General features: G+C 67.6%; 14 protein-coding genes and 2 pseudogenes. 7 read left to right on the forward strand and 9 right to left on the reverse strand.

Annotation, left to right across the window (positions count from 1 at the left end; translation table 11 throughout):
* Positions 1-187: 187 nt before the first annotated feature.
* Positions 188-1,447: an MFS transporter gene (locus QF040_RS25340; protein WP_429613318.1), complete on the reverse strand. Its 1,260-nt coding sequence runs from the start codon at positions 1,445-1,447 to the stop codon at positions 188-190.
* Positions 1,448-1,529: 82 nt separating this feature from the next.
* Here QF040_RS25340 and QF040_RS25345 point away from each other — a divergent pair, with 82 nt between their 5' ends.
* Positions 1,530-2,987 carry a PLP-dependent aminotransferase family protein gene (locus QF040_RS25345; RefSeq protein ID WP_429613319.1) on the forward strand — a complete coding sequence of 486 codons (1,458 nt, stop codon included), beginning with the start codon at positions 1,530-1,532 and terminating at the stop codon, positions 2,985-2,987.
* A gap of 89 nt (positions 2,988-3,076) precedes the next feature.
* Here the strand turns inward: QF040_RS25345 and QF040_RS25350 are convergent, their stop codons facing one another.
* Positions 3,077-4,135 carry a sugar phosphate isomerase/epimerase family protein gene (locus QF040_RS25350; RefSeq protein ID WP_429613320.1) on the reverse strand — a complete coding sequence of 353 codons (1,059 nt, stop codon included), beginning with the start codon at positions 4,133-4,135 and terminating at the stop codon, positions 3,077-3,079.
* A gap of 136 nt (positions 4,136-4,271) precedes the next feature.
* Here QF040_RS25350 and QF040_RS25355 point away from each other — a divergent pair, with 136 nt between their 5' ends.
* Positions 4,272-5,153 (forward strand): gamma-glutamyl-gamma-aminobutyrate hydrolase family protein, encoded by an 882-nt coding sequence (locus QF040_RS25355; RefSeq protein ID WP_429613321.1) that lies wholly within the window; start codon positions 4,272-4,274, stop codon positions 5,151-5,153.
* A gap of 10 nt (positions 5,154-5,163) precedes the next feature.
* Here QF040_RS25355 and QF040_RS25360 read toward each other — a convergent pair whose 3' ends face one another.
* The 3 genes and pseudogenes from QF040_RS25360 to QF040_RS25370 form a co-directional block, all read right to left on the reverse strand.
* A complete protein-coding gene (locus QF040_RS25360) occupies positions 5,164-5,349 on the reverse strand; it encodes a hypothetical protein (protein WP_429613322.1) in 186 nt (61 codons plus the stop codon).
* A 99-nt stretch (positions 5,350-5,448) separates the two neighbouring features.
* Positions 5,449-6,430: pseudogene (locus tag QF040_RS25365) on the reverse strand (tripartite tricarboxylate transporter substrate binding protein).
* A 6-nt stretch (positions 6,431-6,436) separates the two neighbouring features.
* Positions 6,437-9,406 carry a DNA topoisomerase III gene (locus tag QF040_RS25370; protein ID WP_429613323.1) on the reverse strand — a complete coding sequence of 990 codons (2,970 nt, stop codon included), beginning with the start codon at positions 9,404-9,406 and terminating at the stop codon, positions 6,437-6,439.
* Positions 9,407-9,495: 89 nt separating this feature from the next.
* Between QF040_RS25370 and QF040_RS25375 the strand changes: the two genes are divergently transcribed.
* From QF040_RS25375 to QF040_RS25385, 3 genes are all read left to right on the forward strand, one after another.
* Positions 9,496-10,110: an SET domain-containing protein gene (locus QF040_RS25375; RefSeq protein ID WP_429613324.1), complete on the forward strand. Its 615-nt coding sequence runs from the start codon at positions 9,496-9,498 to the stop codon at positions 10,108-10,110.
* A gap of 66 nt (positions 10,111-10,176) precedes the next feature.
* Positions 10,177-10,989: a biotin--[acetyl-CoA-carboxylase] ligase gene (locus QF040_RS25380; RefSeq protein ID WP_429613325.1), complete on the forward strand. Its 813-nt coding sequence runs from the start codon at positions 10,177-10,179 to the stop codon at positions 10,987-10,989.
* A 15-nt stretch (positions 10,990-11,004) separates the two neighbouring features.
* Positions 11,005-11,202 (forward strand): hypothetical protein, encoded by a 198-nt coding sequence (locus tag QF040_RS25385; protein ID WP_013544271.1) that lies wholly within the window; start codon positions 11,005-11,007, stop codon positions 11,200-11,202.
* Positions 11,203-11,216: 14 nt separating this feature from the next.
* On the opposite strand, the gene QF040_RS25390 is transcribed toward QF040_RS25385, so the two are convergent.
* The 4 genes from QF040_RS25390 to QF040_RS25405 form a co-directional block, all read right to left on the reverse strand.
* Positions 11,217-11,960, reverse strand: coding sequence for a HEAT repeat domain-containing protein (locus QF040_RS25390; RefSeq protein ID WP_429613326.1), 744 nt, complete (start codon positions 11,958-11,960; stop codon positions 11,217-11,219).
* The gene (locus QF040_RS25395; protein ID WP_429613327.1) at positions 11,957-13,399 is read right to left on the reverse strand and encodes a sensor histidine kinase N-terminal domain-containing protein; all 1,443 of its coding nucleotides are present in this window, start codon (positions 13,397-13,399) and stop codon (positions 11,957-11,959) included. Before QF040_RS25395 ends, QF040_RS25390 begins: the two co-directional genes overlap by 4 nt.
* Positions 13,400-13,448: 49 nt before the next feature.
* Positions 13,449-14,120 carry a response regulator transcription factor gene (locus QF040_RS25400; RefSeq protein WP_176661219.1) on the reverse strand — a complete coding sequence of 224 codons (672 nt, stop codon included), beginning with the start codon at positions 14,118-14,120 and terminating at the stop codon, positions 13,449-13,451.
* A gap of 62 nt (positions 14,121-14,182) precedes the next feature.
* The gene (locus tag QF040_RS25405) at positions 14,183-14,668 is read right to left on the reverse strand and encodes a MarR family winged helix-turn-helix transcriptional regulator (protein WP_429613328.1); all 486 of its coding nucleotides are present in this window, start codon (positions 14,666-14,668) and stop codon (positions 14,183-14,185) included.
* A 147-nt stretch (positions 14,669-14,815) separates the two neighbouring features.
* On the opposite strand from QF040_RS25405, the pseudogene recA reads away from it, so the two are divergent.
* Positions 14,816-15,930: pseudogene (gene recA / locus QF040_RS25410) on the forward strand (recombinase RecA).
* Positions 15,931-15,983: 53 nt separating this feature from the next.
* Positions 15,984-16,445: a recombination regulator RecX gene (recX, locus tag QF040_RS25415; protein ID WP_429613329.1), complete on the forward strand. Its 462-nt coding sequence runs from the start codon at positions 15,984-15,986 to the stop codon at positions 16,443-16,445.
* Positions 16,446-16,469: the final 24 nt, after the last annotated feature.

The raw sequence follows: 16,469 nt of genomic DNA on the forward strand, positions 1-16,469 counted from the left end.
GGGACAGTTGCAGGTCAGCCGGCAATTTGACGAAGTGCTTCGTCGTGGTATCGAAACGAACCCGCCATTATAGCTTGACGGGCATGACAGTTGCTCGCCTTCAAAGCAAGCGGGGCCTCAATGGCCCCGCTAAGAACGGTCGCTTCTGTGAAGTTTGCTATCGAAAATGTAGCGAAACTCGCTGCAATCAGGCGGCCAGCGGCGATGTCGGCGAGGAAAGCGCAGCCCGCGACTTGTGGGCAGCGCGCAACATCAAGCCCAACCCCGCGAGTTGGCAAACCGCGCCCGCCCAGCCCACGGCACCCACGCCGACCCACTCGATCACCACGCCGCCCAGCCCCGATCCCGCCGCGATGCCCAGGTAGACCGCCGAGGCGTTGAGCGACAGCGTCATCGGCGCACGCTCCGGTGCGAGACGGATCAGCCGCACCGCCTGCGCCGGGCCGAAGCCCCAGCCCGCAAAGCCCCAGAGCGCCGACAGCCCCACGATCAGCGGCAGCGCCAGTTCACGCGACAGCATCTGCGCGGAGAACGACAGGCCGCCCAAGATCACCACCAGCATCAGCGCGAAGCCCTGCGCCATGCGATCAGCGCCGAAGCGGTCGGTCGCCCAGCCTCCCGCCGCCGTGCCGATGGCTGCCGCAATGCCGATCGCGAAGAAAACGGCGCTCACGCTCTCGACCCCGAAATCCAGCGTGCCGGACAGGAACGGCGCGATGTACGTATAGAAGCTGAAGCCGCCCGTCGCCCACAGCATGGTGGTCAGCAGTGCCGGCAGCACGCCGGGTTCGCGTGCCACCGAGAACGACGGCGTGCGCGCGGCAGCGGCCGGTGCCGACGCCAGCCCGCGCGGCAAACCGGCGGCCATGCCCCAGGTGGCCAGCGCCGCCACCGCGGCGATCAGCAGGTAGGCCGTGCGCCAGCCGCCCCAACCGGCGATCCACGCGCCCAGCGGCACGCCGAGCGCGACCGCCACCGTGCCGCCGCCCGACACGATGGCGAGCGCCCGGCCGCGCCGCGCGGGCGAGACCATCGATGCCGCCACCGCGCTCGCGGTCGGCAGGAACACGCCGGCCACCAACCCCAGCGCGACCCGCGCCAGCGCCAGTTGCGCGAAGCCGTGCGCCATCGACGCCGCGAGCGTGAGGCCCGAAAACGCCGCAAGACTGGCAATCAGCAACGGGCGCCGGCCAAAGCGCGCGAACAGCGCGGCCATCAGCGGCGAGCCGATCGCGTAGCTCAGCGCGAACAGCAGCACCAACAGCCCGGCGCGCGTGGCGCTCACCTGCAGGTCGGCCGCCAGCACCGGCAGCAGGCCCGCGACCATGAAGCTTTCGGTGCCGATGGCGAAGGCGCCGAGCGCGAGCCACGCCAAGCCCAAAGGGAGGCGTTCAGGCAGGTGTTCGGCGGGTTGCGCTTGTGGGCTGGCGACGGGTTCGGTGTTCATGGCGAGACTCCGGTGAGCGTTCTGAGGTCTTCAGAATAGGCTTGCGATTGGCTCTTCAAAAGAACCACAATCCACGAACTTCATGGATCCACTTTTCGAACTCGCCATTCGCCTGCCGGGCACCGGCTCGCGAGACCTGCTGCGCGAGGTGCACCGGCAACTGCGCGATGCCATCCTCGATGGCCGGCTGCAGCCCGGCGCGCGCCTGCCCGCCACACGAGCCCTCGCGGAGCGGCTGGGCGTGTCGCGCAACACCATGCTCGCTGCGTACGACCTGCTGCTGAGCGAGGGCTACCTGCTTGCGCGCCCCGGCGCCGGCACCTATGTGGCCGACACGCTGCCGCAGTCGCGCCGCGGTCGCATTTCCAAGAGCGCATCCGTGCGACGCGATCCGCGGCTGGTGCCGCTGAACGTGCCGGGCGCCGACCTCGCGCCCACGCTGCAGCCGCAACGCGCGCGCGACGACTTCCGCGTCGGCTTGCCCGACTCCAGCGCTTTCCCGTTCGATATCTGGCGCCGCCTCTCCGACCGCGCGCTGCGCCGCATCGCGCGCGAGCCCGCCGATTACGCCGAGCCGCAGGGCCAGGCCGCGCTGCGCGAGGCGATCGCGAAGCACGTGTCGTTCACCCGAGCGGTCGGCTGCACGGCCGACGACATCGTCGTCACCGCCGGTGCACAGCAGGCGTTCGGATTGCTCGCGCGCATCCTCGTCGTGCCGGGGCGCACCGTGGTCGCGGTGGAGCAGCTTTTCTATCCCTCGCTGCGCGAGGCCATGACGGCCGCGGGCGCGAAGGTGGTCACCGTGCCGACCGACATCGAGGGCCTGTGCGTCGATCGGCTGCCACCCGAGGCGCGCGTGATCTGCGTGACGCCCTCGCACCAGTTCCCGACCGGCGTCGCGATGTCGCCCCAGCGCCGCGCGGCGCTGCTGGCCTTTGCGCGGGCGCGCAACGCGGTCGTCATCGAGGACGACTACGACAGCGAATTCCGCTTCGCCGGCCGCCCGCTCGATGCCCTGCAGACGCTCGATCGCGCCGAGTCGGTCTGCTACGTCGGCACTTTCTCCAAGAGCCTGTTCCCCGCGCTGCGCCTGGGCTTCGTGGTCGCGCCGCCGTGGGCACGCGCGGCGCTGGTGCGGGCACGCGAGCTGGCCGACTGGCACGGGCCGGTGCTCGGGCAGGAGGCGCTGGCCGCCTTCATTGCCGAAGGACACCTCGCGCGTCACATCCGCAAGATGCGCAAGGTCTATGGCGCGCGGCGCACCGCGCTGCTTGAGGCGTTGGCGAAGCACACCGCCGGACGGCTCGAGGTGATCCCGTCCGATGCGGGCCTGCACCTGTCGGCCTGGCTGCGCACCGGCACCCGCGACCACGTCGTGGTCGAACGCGCCGCCGCGGTCGGTATCACGCTGCCGCCGCTCTCGCGCTTCGCACTGGACCCGCAGGCACCCGATGTACCCAACGGCCTCGCCTTCGGCTACGGCCTCATCGACGAATCGCAGATCGACGGCGCGATCCGCCGCCTTTCAGGGTTGCTGTAAGCGCTGCGATGGGCATGCGGCCGGCCGGCGGCTGACCGCGCGTCGAACTCGCCGGGGCCCAGTCACGCGAGGCGGTTCCGCGGCCTGGGTCAGCGCCCGATGCCGAGCATCCGCTTGTTCGCCGCGCTGTCCACACCGCCCGTCGCGAAGTCGTCGAAGGCCCGGTCGGCCACGCGGATGATGTGGTCGGCGATGAAGGCCGCACCTTCGCGCGCACCGTCTTCCGGATGCTTGATGCAGCACTCCCATTCGAGCACCGCCCAACCCGGGAAGTCGTACTGCGCCATCTTCGAGAAGATCGCCTTGAAGTTCACCTGCCCATCGCCCAGCGAGCGGAAGCGCCCTGCCCGGTTGATCCAGCTCTGGAAGCCGCCGTACACGCCCTGCTTGCCAGTCGGGTTGAACTCGGCGTCCTTCACGTGAAAGATCTTGATGCGCTCGTGGTAGTGGTCGATGTACGCGAGGTAGTCGAGCTGCTGCAGCATGAAGTGGCTCGGGTCGTACAGCAGGCAGGCGCGCGGGTGGTTGCCCACGCGCTCCAGGAACATCTCGTAGCTCACGCCGTCGTGCAGGTCTTCGCCGGGGTGGATCTCGTAGCCCACGTCCACGCCCGCGGCGTCGAAGGCATCGAGGATCGGTCGCCAGCGGCGCGCGAGCTCGTCGAAGGCTTCCTCGATGAGCCCCGGCGGGCGCGGCGGCCACGAATAGAGGTACGGCCATGCCAGCGCGCCCGAGAAGGTCGCGTGCGCCGTGAGGCCGAGGTTGGCCGAGGCCTTCGCCGCGAAATGCAGCTGCTGCACGGCCCACTGCTGGCGCCTGACCGGGTCGCCGCGCACCTCGGGCGCCGCGAAGCCGTCGAAGCCCGCGTCGTAGGCCGGGTGCACCGCGACCAGTTGGCCTTGCAGGTGCGTCGAAAGCTCGGTGATCTCCAGCCCATGTTTCGCGAGCGTGCCCTTCACTTCATCGCAGTAGGTCTTGCTCTCGGCGGCCTTCTGGAGGTCGAACAGGCGCGCGTCCCAGCTTGGGATCTGCACGCCCTTGTAGCCGAGGCCCGCGGCCCATCCGGCGATGCCGTCGAGCGTGTTGAAAGGGGCGGTGTCTCCCGCGAACTGGGCCAGGAATATGGCGGGGCCCTTGATGGTTTTCATGGCTTGTCTTCCTTATGCGTCGTGGCGGCGTTGAAAGCATACTTGGCGTGTCGTCCGACCCCGTGCGAGAGGCCAACGAGCCACAATGGACTTTCCTTTCCGCACCTCCCGATCAGTTCGCGCTGACAGTCCCGCGATGACGCAACCTGTTTCCGCCCGGCTCAAGATCGGCCTGTCCGCCTGCTTCTCGCACGCCGATCCGGCCCGGTCGCTGTTCACCAACAAGACGCTGCAATACGTCGAGCAATCGATCGCGCACTGGCTCATGTCGGCCGGCGCAATGGTCGTGATGGTCCCCTGCCCCACCGGCGAAACCGCACGCGGCGACACCAAGCTCTCGCACTACGCCGAATGGCTCGACGGCGTGGTGATGCACGGCGGCGCCGACGTCTGGCCCGGCAGCTATGGCGAGGTGCCGCTCAAGGACGCGTGGATCGGCGACCAGATCCGCGATCTCTACGACCTGGCATTGGTCGAAGCCTTCGAGCAGGCCGGCAAGCCCATCTTCGGCGTGTGCCGCGGGCTGCAGCTCATCAACGTGGCTTTCGGCGGCACGCTCTACCAGGACATCGAGGCGCAGCACGAAGGGGGCCTTCGCCACCGCGACCCGGTGACCTACGACCAGAACTTCCACGAAATCGAGATCGTGCAGGGCACGCGCCTCTCCAAGCTCTATCCGCAGGTGGACACGGCGCGCGTGAACAGCATCCACCACCAGGGCATCAAGGGGCTCGCGCCGGGTTTCGAGATCGAGGCCTGGAGCCTGCCCGACCGGGTGCCCGAGGCGATCCGCCGCCGGCCGGAGAAGGGTCGCAGCTACATCGCCGCGACCCAGTGGCACCCCGAATTCCACAAGTACGGCAGCACCGAGACGGTCGACGACACGCCGATCCTGCATGACTTCCTGTGGGCCTGTGCAACCGCCAAGGTCGCGCCGAAGACGTCGCCGCGCTCGGGCTCCGGCAAGATCCGAGACCGCGCGGCGCGAGTGCTGCGCCAGGCGCTGCTGCGGCGCTGAAGAAGAAAGATCAGCGGCGGTCCGAGCGGTTCGTGCTGCCGCTGACGCCGGCGTCGATGGTGCCGAACACCGTGACGCCGCTGCCGGACGAAGCGCCGGAGGCACCGCTGGCCGACCCCGCAGAACCGGTGCCGGCGCAGCCCGCCACGAGCGCGCCCATCGCGAGGGCGAACACAGCTGCAATGAATGACTTCACGGAAAACTCCAGGAATGGGTGGGACTGCGGACCACTATAGGCGCGCGTCCCGACCGGCCTTGTAACAACCCACCCGCCACCGGGCGCTTGTCCGCCCCGTTATTCGGGCCTGGCGCCCGATGCCTTGACGGCCGCGCCCCAGAGGCCGATCTCGCTCGCCACGAAGCGGTCGAACTCGGGCCCGCTCGTCGGCGCGGATTCGGCGCCGCGCTCGCGGATGAAGCGCGCCATCTGCTCCGTCTTCAGGATGTCGGTCACCTCGCGGTTCAGCCGTTCCACGATGTCGGGCGGTGTGCCGCGCGGCGCCATCAGGCCGAGCCAGCCGACGGCCTCGAAATTCTTCGTGCCCGTTACGCCGCTCTCGCGCACGGTCGGTACGTCGGGCAGTTGCGACGAGCGCGTGGCCGAGGTCACCGCCAGCGTAACCGCCTTGCCCGCCTTGATGTGTGGCAGCGCGGCCGTCACCGAATCGACCATCAGCGGCACTTGGTTGCCGAGGAAATCCGACTGCGCAGGACCGCTGCCGCGGTACGGAATGTGCGTGATGAACACATGTGCGGCCGACTTGTACATCTCGCCCGACAGGTGCTGCGTGCCGCCGATGCCGGCGCTCGCGTAGCTCAGCTTTCCCGGCTCGGCCTTGGCGCGCGCCGTGAGGTCGGCCGAGCGTGCGGATGCCGCTTTCGGGCGTGGCCAGGAACACCAGCGGCACCTTCGCGACGAGCGAGATGCCGACCAGGTCCTTGCGCGGATCGAACCCTGGCTTGGCATAGAGCGTCTGGTTCACCGCCATCGCGCTGCCGGCCACCACGAGCGTGTAGCCGTCTGGCGGCGCGCGCACTACGAACTCGGTGCCGATGTTGCTGCCCGCGCCCGCCTTGTTGTCGACGATCACGGGCTGGCCCAGCCGCTTGCCGAGTTGCTCGGCGAGCGCGCGGGCGAAGATGTCCGTGGCCTGTCCGGGCGGGAAAGGCACGACCAGCTTGATGGGCCTGTCAGGCCACGCGGCGGCTTGGGCGAGGGCCGCGCCGCCCAGCAACATCGCTGCGGCCAGCGCTGAGGCAAGAGAGCGGCGCCGCATGCGTCGTCAGGCCGCGTCGGGCGCCGAGAGGTGCTTGCCCACGATGCCCGCGAGTTCGAACATCGTCACCTGGTCCTTGCCGAACACGGGCTTCAACTTGGCATCGGCATTGATCGCGCGCTTGTTGGTCGCGTCCTGCAGACCGTTGGCCTTGATGTAGTCCCACAGCTTCTTGATGACCTCGGTGCGCGCCACCGGTTCGGCGCCGATCACCGCGGCCAGCGAGTCGCTGGGCTTCAGGCCCGCGCCGGGCTTGCGCGGCGCGGCGGCCTTCTTCGCGGCCGGTGTCTTCTTGGCGGCAGGCGTCTTCTTCGCAGCCACCTTCTTCGCAGCCGCGGTCTTGGCGGCCGGCTTGCCGAAGGTCTTGCGCGGCGGGAATTTGCTGCCGCCTTCGCGTGGCGCGAATTCGAAGGTCACCTTGCCTTCTTCGGCGTTCCAGGTGAGGAAGGCCTTGAAGGCGCGACGGGTGCGCATGCTTACGAACTTGTCGAGCAGGTCGGTCTTGCCGGTGGCGAGCAGCTTTTCCATCTGCGCGCGCTCCACCGGCTGCTGCAGGATGATCTTGCCGGTCTTGAAGGTGCAACTGGGCGTCGGCTGCGCGTTGGTCGGCACCGACTTCTCGCAGACATAGTTGCTGCCGTGCTCGAACACCGGCGCGCCGCACACCGGGCACGGGCCCACGGTGTCCTGCTCGCTGAAGTCGACGATCTCGCCGGTGTCGCCGTTCTTGTCGTCGCCGAAGTCGAACTCCAGCTTCCAGTTCTTCGATTCTTCCTCGTCGTACTTGAGGATGATCTCGGCGGTGAAGGGCCAGCCCGCCTTGGAGCGGAAGCCTTCCAGCGGGCCGATGTGCTTGTCGCGCAGGAGCGCCTCGGCCTCGGCCACCTCGAAGGTGCGGCCGGCCGGCGACTTGCCGAACGAGAAGCCGCAGGCGTCCTCGCCCGTGCCGCTTTTGCCCACGCAGCCGTAGCGGCGGTAGTTTTCGCGCACGATGCCGCCGCAGTTGGGGCACGGCGTCGCGAGCGTGGCGTAGTCGCCCGGCACGGTATCGCGGTCGTACTCCTTGGCCTTCTTGACGATGTGCTCCGTCATCTGGGCGATCTCGCGCATGAAGGCGTCGCGGCTCAGGGCGCCCTTCTCCATCTGCGCGAGCTTGTATTCCCACTCGCCGGTGAGTTCGGCCTTGGAGAGTTCCTCCACGCCCAGGCCGCGCAGCAGCGTCATGAGCTGAAAGGCCTTGGCGGTCGGAATGAGCTCGCGGCCTTCGCGCAGCATGTACTTCTCGGCGATCAGCCCTTCGATGGTGGCCGCGCGCGTGGCTGGCGTGCCCAGGCCTTTTTCCTGCATGGCCTCGCGCAGCTCGTCGTCGTCGATGGTCTTGCCGGCGCCTTCCATGGCGCCCAGCAGCGTGGCTTCCGAATAGCGTGCGGGCGGGCGCGTCTTCAGGCCCTTGAGGTCGGCCGACTCGTTCTGCACGATCTCGCCCGGCTTCACCGGCACGAGGCGCTTGCCGTCCTTGTCGTCTTCCTTCTCGTCGTCCTGGGCTTCCTTGCCGTAGATGGCGAGCCAGCCCGGCTTCACCAGCACCTTGCCATCGGTGCGGAACGGGTACTTCTTGCCGCCCTGCTCCACCGTGCTGATGCGCGTGGTCACCTGGTGCTCGGCGCTCGGGAAGAACACCGACAGAAAGCGGCGCACCACGAAGTCGTACAGCTTCTGCTCGGCCTCGCTCAGGCCGCTCGGGGCCTGCAGCGTCGGGATGATGGCGAAGTGATCCGACACCTTGGCGTTGTCGAAGATGCGCTTGTTCGGCTTGACGTAGTTGCCGTCGACCGCCTGCTTGGCGAACGGCGCCAGATGCTTCATGCCGCTGTCGGCGAGCATCTCCATGGTCTGCTTGACCACCGGCAGATAGTCTTCCGGCAGCGCGCGCGAATCGGTACGCGGATACGTCAGCGCCTTGTGGCGTTCGTACAGGCTCTGGGCCAGCGCGAGCGTGGTCTTGGCGCTGAAGCCGAAGCGGCCGTTGGCCTCGCGCTGCAGCGAGGTCAGATCGAACAGCGCGGGCGAGGCCTGCGTGGTGGGCTTGCTCTCTTCGGTGACGGTGGCGGGTTTGCCGCGCGAGGCGTCGGCGATGGCGCGGGCTTCCTGCTCGGTCCACACGCGGTCGGCGCGCTGCTCGGCATCAGGCTCGCCGTTGGCCAGCAGCGGCGCGTTGGCCTTCTTCCAGTCGGGGTTGAACCACTTGCCCGGGTACTGGCCGGCTTCGGCCGCGAAGCTGCCGTGGATTTCCCAGTAGTCGCGCGAGACGAACTTGCGGATCTGTTCTTCACGTTCCACGACGACCGACAGCGTCGGCGTCTGCACGCGGCCCACGGTCGTGAGGAAGAAGCCGCCGTCGCGCGAATTGAATGCGGTCATGGCGCGCGTGCCGTTGATGCCCACCAGCCAGTCGGCCTCGGAGCGCGAACGCGCGGCGTCGGCCAGGCCCTGCATCTGCTTTTCGGTGCGCAGCGCATCGAAGCCATCGCGAATCGCCTGCGGGGTCATCGACTGCAGCCACAGGCGCTTGACCGGCTTGCCCAGCGGGCTCTTGCCGCCGGCGTACTGCTCGATCAGGCGGAAGATCAGCTCGCCCTCGCGGCCCGCGTCGCAGGCGTTGATGAGCTGCGTCACGTCCTTGCGCTTGGCCTGCTTGACCACCGCGTTCAGGCGCGTCTTGGTCTTGTCGACGGGCTTCAGGTCGAAGTGCGGCGGGATCACGGGCAGGTTCGCAAAGCTCCACTTGCCCCGCTTGACGTCGAACTCCTCGGGCGCCTGGATTTCGACCAGGTGACCGACAGCGCTGGTCACGACATAGCTGTCGTTCTCGAAATGCTCGTCATGTTTGTCGAATTTGCCGGCCACCGGCGTGAGGGCACGGACGATGTCCTGTGCCACCGACGGCTTTTCTGCGATTACCAACGTCTTTGTCATCTAAGGGCTCTCTATACTCTGCGGCTTCCCGCGTGTGCACACGCGCACACGCGCATGTGTGTGCATATTCAAACTAACAGACTTCGGCGATGCCTTCCAAATCCCCACAATTCGCCGGCCGCCGCATCCAGATGCGGCGCTCGGACGTCCATGGCAACGGCGTGTTCGCCGTCGACGACCTGGCCGAAGGCGAGACGCTGATCGAATACAAGGGCGAGGTCATCAACTGGAAAGAGGCGCTGCGCCGCCATCCGCACGACCCGGCCCAGCCGAACCACACCTTCTACTTTCACATCGACGACGGTCGCGTGATCGACGGCAACGTCAAGGGCAACGACGCCCGCTGGATCAATCACTCGTGCGAGCCGAACTGCGAGGCCGACGAAGTCGATGGGCGCGTTTATATCAAGGCGCTGCGCAACATCGCTGCAGGAGAAGAGCTCAACTACGACTACGGCCTGATCATCGACGAGCCGTACACGCCGAAGCTCCTGTCCGAATTTCCTTGCTGGTGCGGCTCCGAGCAGTGCCGCGGCACGCTGCTGACACCCAAGGATGAGGACGAAGAAAAGAAAAAGAAGAAGAAAGCCAAGAAGAAGGCCGAAAAGAAAAAGGCCGAGAAGAAAGAAGAGAAGAAAAAAGAGGCCAGGAAGTCCGAGAAGGCCGAGAAGAAATCCGACAAGAAAAAGTCCAAGAAGGACTGACATGAGCGCCGCGCCGGGCCGCCCCAAGCAAGCTCGCACCGCAGTGCGAAGCACGAAGGTACGCCGATGAGCAGCACCAGGGTCGCCTGGCAGGAAGACCGGATCGCCGCCTCGGTGGCGCCGCTGCTGCCCGGGTTCGCGGTCGAGGCCGTGGCCGAGATCGATTCCACCAACACCGAACTCATGCGCCGCGCGCGCGCCGGCCGCACCGAGCCCGTGCTGCTGGTGGCCGAGCGCCAGACCGCCGGCCGCGGCCGCCTCGGGCGTGCGTGGCAGAGCGCACCACAGAGCCAGGCGCAGGCTTCGCTCCTGTTCTCGCTGGGCATGCCGCTCGCGCCGGCCGACTGGTCGGGCCTGTCGCTCGCCGTCGGTGTCAGCGTGGCCGAAAGCCTCGATCCGACGGGTGTACACAAGGTCGGCCTCAAGTGGCCCAACGACATCTGGGTGAACGACAGCAAGCTGGTCGGCATCCTCATCGAAACCGCAATGCCGCATGCCGGCGGACCCGGCGCGCAGCGCTACGTGGTGATCGGCATCGGCATCAACATCGGCGCACGCGAAGCCGACGGCATGCGCACGCCGCCCGCATGGCTGCACCAATGGCGCCCCGGCGCGACGGCGCCCGAGGTGCTGCGCGAACTGGCCGAGCCGCTGGTGCGCAACGTGCTCGCCTTCGAGGCGCAGGGCTTCGCGCAGTTCGCCGAACGTTTTGCCGCGCGCGATGTGCTGCGCGGCCGCGAGGTGGTGCTGAGCGACGGCACCGAAGGCGTCTGCGAAGGCGTGGCCTGGAGCGGCGAGCTGCAGGTGCGCACGGCCGCGGGCCTGCAGACCATCACGAGCGACGAAGTGAGCGTGCGCCCTCGCGGCATGGCGTTCTGAAAATCATCAATCCCCATGAAACTGCGCCTGGCGTTGATCGTCCTGCTGCTGGCCAACGCCGGCTACTTTTTGTGGGCACGCGGCGATCTGGTGGGCTTCGGCCTGGCGCCGGCCAGCCTTAACGAGCGCGAGCCGCAGCGCGTGTCTCGGCAGATCAAGCCCGAGTGGGTGCAGGTGCGCAAGGAAGCGAAGGCGGGCGCGCCCGCGCCGTAGCCGGGGTCCGGGGATCAGGCTACGGCGCGCGCGAACATGCGGCGCGCCTTGGCCAGCGCGGCCTGCAGCTTGTCTTCGGACGGTTGCTCGTGCGAACTTGAACTCAAGCCGAACTTCTTGCCCGCAATTTCCTGCACCGCGACCAGGATGCCGCGAAGCGCCACCGGATCGGTCTCGGCCTCGAGGGCGGTGCGCAAACATTCGAGCGCCTTGGGCGCCGCGCTGCGGCGGTTGAGCACGATCTGCATCAGCGCACTGGCGGCCCATTGGCGGTTCGCAGCGATGGGGTCGCTGGCGAGCAGGGGCGCTACCTTCGCGATGTCGGTCGCGCCGCCGAGCCAGCCGATCACCCACAGGCCCTTGCAGCGCAGGTCTTCCTCAGGCGATGCGAGCGCGGCGCGCGCCAGTGCCGCTGTTTCTTTCAATCGCCGACCCTTGCGGTACTTGAAGGTGCCGAGCATCTGCAGCACCGTCGCCTGCGTCGCCGGGTCGTGCTCCTTTGCAAAACACGCGAGCAGATGGTCTTCGGCTGCGTCGCCGCGTTCGCTGAACTTGCGGCAAAGCCAGTCGTACAACTCGCTGTCCATGCCGGTGTCGCGCAGCAGTTCGTAGTGGAAGGCCAGCGCTTCGGCCGATTGAAGCGCCAGCAGATCGGCGCCGAAGTCGAACATGTCCGACACGTCGGTGTCGATGCGGATCGCCTTGAAACGGCGGCGCAGCGCCTCGATGACCTTGCTCTCCTTGGCGGACGCGCTCACTGCAGATGCTCCCCTTCGAAACGAACCGTGAAGCGCGCACCCGGCGGATGCTTGCCGGGATGCGCATCTTCCAGCTTCACCTGTGCGCGGTGCTGATTCGCGATCTCCCGCACGATCGGCAGGCCCAGCCCCGAGCCGTCGGCCTCGTTGCCGAGCACGCGGTAGAAGGGCTCGAACACCAGCTCGCGGTCGGATTCGGCGATGCCGGGCCCGTTGTCTTCCACCTGCAGCAGCAGCACATGGCCGAAGGGATCGGCCAGCACGCGCGCGGTGATCACGCCGGGGTGCTCGGGCGTGGAGGGCGTGTAGTTGAGCGCGTTGTCCACGAGGTTGCGCACCAGCTCTTTCAGGAGCGTCGGGTTGCCGTCGAACATCACGCCGGGCGCGCCGGCCTCCGCGCCGTCGTAGCCAATGTCGATGCGCTTCTCGATGGCACGCGGCACGGCCTCGCGCACCACTTCGATGGTGAGCCGTGCGAGGTCGCAGGGCTGGCGGTGCGTGTTGGCGCTGTTGCCTTCGGCGCGCGCCAGCGACAGCAACTGGTTCACCGTGTGCGTGGCGCGCACGCTGGCGCGGCCGATCTGCTTGAGCGACTGCTTCAGTTCATCGGCATTGGCGCCTTCGCGCTGTGCGAGGTCGGCCTGCATGCGCAGGCCCGCGAGCGGCGTCTTGAGCTGGTGCGCCGCATCGGCGAGAAAGCGCTTTTGCGTGTCGATGGAGTCGTTGAGCTTGTTCAAGAGCTCGTTGACCGACGACACCAGCGGCACCACTTCGAGCGGCACCGAGGATTCGTCGAGCGGGCTCAGGTCGCCGGGGCGCCGTTCGCGGATGCGCGCCTCCACCACCGAGAGCGGCTTGATGCCGCGCACCAGCGCAAGCCAGATCAAAAGCACCGCGAGCGGCAGGATCGCGAACTGCGGCAGCAGCACGCCCTTGATGATCTCGAGGGCGAGCACCGACTGCTTCTCGCGCGTCTCGGCCAGTTGCAGCAGCGTGGGCGGCACGTCGTCGACGCCGCTGGGAATCCACAGCGAGGCCACGCGCACCTCGTTGCCGTGCAGGGCGCTGTTGTGCAGGAAGACCTGGCCGGCCGGCAGCGGTTCGTCGAGGCCCGGCATCGGAAGGTCGCGTTCGCCGCCGAGCAGCGTGTCGTGGCCGTCGAGCAACTGGTAATACACGTGGCCGGTGTCGTCGGCCCGCAGGATCTCGCGCGCCGATTGGGACAGCACGAACTGCGTGTGCCCTTCCTTTACCGTCACCAGTTCGGCCAGGGCCTTCACGTTGTGCTCGAGCGCGCGGTCGAAGGGCGCGTTGGCGATGCCCTGCGCCACCAGCCAGGTGACGCCGATGCTCACCGGCACCAGCAGCAGCAGCGGCGTGAGCATCCAGTCGAGGATTTCGCCGAAGAGCGAGCGCTGAGCGCGCTGAAAGAGCTTCATCGGGCCGAGCCCTCCGGCATGCCGCGCATGCGGGGCGGCTGCGCCATCGTCACTGGATTTTTTCGAGGCAATAACCCAGTCCGCGAACCGTCGCGATGCGCACCGGGCCCTTTTCGATCTTCTTGCGCAGGCGGTGGATGTAGACCTCGATCGCGTTGAGGCTCACCTCTTCGCCCCATTCGCACAGACGGTCGACGAGCTGGTCCTTGCTCACGAGCCGCCCGGCGCGCTGCAGCAGCACTTCGAGCAGGCCGAGTTCGCGGGCCGAGAGCTCGATCATCTTGCCGTCGATGGTCGCCACGCGGCCGGCCTGGTCGTAGACCAGCGGGCCGTGGCGGATCGCGTTGCTGGTGGCGCCCATGCCGCGGCGGGTGAGGGCGCGCACGCGCGCTTCGAGCTCCTGCAGGCTGAAGGGCTTGGCCATGTAGTCGTCGGCACCGTGGTCCAGGCCCTTGACGCGCTCTTCCACGCTGTCGGCAGCGGTGAGCACCAGCACGGGCAGTTGCGAGCCGCGGGCGCGCAGGCGCTTGAGGATCTCGATGCCGTGCAGGCTGGGCAATCCCAGGTCGAGGATCAGCAGGTCGAACTCGCTGTGGGTCATGAGCGCGGTGTCGGCCTGCGAGCCGTTGGCCACGTGGTCGACCGCCGCACCCGAGGTGCGCAGGCTCCGCAACAGGGCATCGGCGAGCACCTGGTCGTCTTCGGCAATCAGTATTCGCATGAGCCACCTCCGGCCGGTTCGGGCGCCATGCCGGCGCCATTCACTTTGTCTCTCGGCTTAGTCTAGCCCGCCGTATAGGCTTCGAGACCGATGGTTACCACGGTGGCGATCTCGTCGCCGACGCTGCTGCGGAACTCCCGCTCGGCCTGGGTCACCGCGCTGCGGAAGGCGTCGAGCCAGGCGAGGCCGTCGGCGGTGAAGAGCACGCGCCGCGCGCGCGCATCGAGCGGATCGGGGCCGCGCGTGACCAGGCCCCAGGCTTCGCACTGATCCACCAGCGCGCCCATCGCCTGCTTGGTCATGCCGGCACGGTCGGCCAGCTCGGTGAGACGCGAGCCTTCGCGCGCGAGATGCCGGGTGATGTGGATGTGCGCGGCGCTCACCTGGGCGCGCGCGGCGAGGTTCGAGAGGGCGAGCGGCACGTCGATGTCGTGCGCCATCAGTTCCAGCACGCGCTCGTCGAAGCGGCGCATCGCATGGCCCAGCAGGCGGCCCAGATGGGTCTGGCGCCAAGCGTCGGGATCGGTCGGGAAAGCGGCTTCGGCCATGTCGCCAAATGGTAAAGCAAACTGACCAAAAAATGGGTTTACGGAAACCCATGAGCCCCTACACTACTGTTCAAACATCCAGCCTGTGGTTAAAAGCAGATGGATGGAAACCAGACACAAACCGTTGATTTTCAAGGAGATTTCCACATGGACGCAGTCGTCAAGGGCGCAAGCATCTCGGTCGCCAACAGTGAAAAGGCCAAGGCTCTTCAAGCCGCGCTGGCCCAGATCGAAAAGCAGTTCGGCAAGGGCACGATCATGCGGTTGGGCGAAGGCGAGGCGCTGGAAGACATCCAGGTCGTCTCCACCGGCTCGCTCGGCCTCGACATCGCCCTGGGCGTCGGCGGTCTGCCGCGCGGCCGGGTGATCGAGATCTACGGTCCGGAATCCTCGGGCAAGACCACGCTCACGCTGCAGGTCATCGCCGCCATGCAGAAGCAGGCCGGCACCTGCGCCTTCGTCGACGCCGAGCACGCGCTCGACGTGCAGTACGCCCAGAAGCTCGGCGTGAACCTGTCCGACCTGCTGATCAGCCAGCCCGACACCGGTGAACAGGCGCTCGAAATCGTCGACTCGCTGGTGCGCTCGGGCGCCGTCGACCTGATCGTCATCGACTCGGTCGCCGCGCTCACGCCCAAGGCCGAAATCGAAGGCGAAATGGGCGATTCGCTGCCCGGCCTGCAAGCCCGCCTGATGAGCCAGGCGCTGCGCAAGCTCACCGCCACGATCAAGAAGACCAACTGCATGGTCATCTTCATCAACCAGATCCGCATGAAGATCGGCGTGATGTTCGGCTCGCCCGAAACCACCACCGGCGGCAATGCGCTGAAGTTCTACGCCTCGGTGCGCGCCTGGACATCCGCCGCATCGGCACCATCAAGAAGGGCGACGAGGCCATCGGCAACGAAACCAAGGTGAAGGTGGTGAAGAACAAGGTCTCGCCTCCGTTCAAGACGGCCGAGTTCGACATCCTGTTCGGCGAAGGCATCAGCCGCGAAGGCGAAGTCATCGACATGGGCGTCACCGCCAAGATCGTCGACAAGTCTGGCGCCTGGTACGCCTACAACGGCGAGAAGATCGGCCAGGGCCGCGACAACGCCCGCGAGTTCCTGCGCGAGAACCCCGAGCTGTCGCGCGAGATCGAGAACAAGGTGCGCGAGTCGCTGGGCATTCCGCTGCTGGCTGCCGATGCAGGGTCGGAGCCGGAAAAGGCCGAGAAGCCCGCCAAGGCGCCCAAGGCCGACAAGGCCGCAGCGGAGTAAGAGTTCGATAGCGGCCCTTCGCGAGTTTCACGGGCCGCGCGAGCGAACCCCGGATGGCTTTCGGCGCCCCCTCTCTCAAAGGCCGCGCGCTGCGGCTCCTGAGCCAGCGCGAGCATTCGCGCGCGGAGCTGGAGCGCAAGCTCGCCAGGCACGAAGAAGAACCCGGCACGCTGGCGAAGGCGCTCGACGAACTGGTCGCCAAGGATTTCATCAGCGAGCCGCGCGTGGTGGCCTCGGTGCTGAACCAGCGGGCCGCCCGATCGGGCGCGTTGCGCGTCAGGCAGGAACTGCAGGCCAAGGGCATCGCGCCCGAGGCCATCGCCGAGGCGGTGGCCGGCCTGCAGGACACCGAAGTCGAACGTGCCACGGCCCTGTGGCGCCGCCGCTTCGACGCTCCGCCGGCCGATGCGAAGGAGCGCGCGAAGCAGATGCGATTCCTGATGGCGCGCGGCTTCTCGGGCGCCGTCGTGTCCAAGGTGCTCAGGAGCGATTTCGATGAACCAGCAGACGAATGAAGACCGCGGCGTGCAGTCGCGCGT

The sequence above is a fragment of the Variovorax sp. W2I14 genome, assembly GCF_050435205.1.
In the GTDB taxonomy this organism is placed as follows: domain Bacteria; phylum Pseudomonadota; class Gammaproteobacteria; order Burkholderiales; family Burkholderiaceae_C; genus Variovorax; species Variovorax paradoxus_C.

Bases quoted from the DNA above. Each gene is read 5' to 3' on its own strand.
- QF040_RS25385 (WP_013544271.1), top strand. From the start codon at position 11,005: ATGAAACTGCGCCTGGCGTTGATCGTCCTGCTGCTGGCCAACGCCGGC.
- QF040_RS25400 (WP_176661219.1), bottom strand. From the start codon at position 14,120: ATGCGAATACTGATTGCCGAAGACGACCAGGTGCTCGCCGATGCCCTG.
- QF040_RS25395 (WP_429613327.1), bottom strand. From the start codon at position 13,399: ATGAAGCTCTTTCAGCGCGCTCAGCGCTCGCTCTTCGGCGAAATCCTC.
- QF040_RS25345 (WP_429613319.1), top strand. From the start codon at position 1,530: ATGGATCCACTTTTCGAACTCGCCATTCGCCTGCCGGGCACCGGCTCG.
- QF040_RS25375 (WP_429613324.1), top strand. From the start codon at position 9,496: ATGCCTTCCAAATCCCCACAATTCGCCGGCCGCCGCATCCAGATGCGG.
- QF040_RS25380 (WP_429613325.1), top strand. From the start codon at position 10,177: ATGAGCAGCACCAGGGTCGCCTGGCAGGAAGACCGGATCGCCGCCTCG.
- QF040_RS25340 (WP_429613318.1), bottom strand. From the start codon at position 1,447: ATGAACACCGAACCCGTCGCCAGCCCACAAGCGCAACCCGCCGAACAC.
- QF040_RS25370 (WP_429613323.1), bottom strand. From the start codon at position 9,406: ATGACAAAGACGTTGGTAATCGCAGAAAAGCCGTCGGTGGCACAGGAC.
- recX (WP_429613329.1), top strand. From the start codon at position 15,984: ATGGCTTTCGGCGCCCCCTCTCTCAAAGGCCGCGCGCTGCGGCTCCTG.
- QF040_RS25405 (WP_429613328.1), bottom strand. From the start codon at position 14,668: ATGGCCGAAGCCGCTTTCCCGACCGATCCCGACGCTTGGCGCCAGACC.
- QF040_RS25355 (WP_429613321.1), top strand. From the start codon at position 4,272: ATGACGCAACCTGTTTCCGCCCGGCTCAAGATCGGCCTGTCCGCCTGC.
- QF040_RS25350 (WP_429613320.1), bottom strand. From the start codon at position 4,135: ATGAAAACCATCAAGGGCCCCGCCATATTCCTGGCCCAGTTCGCGGGA.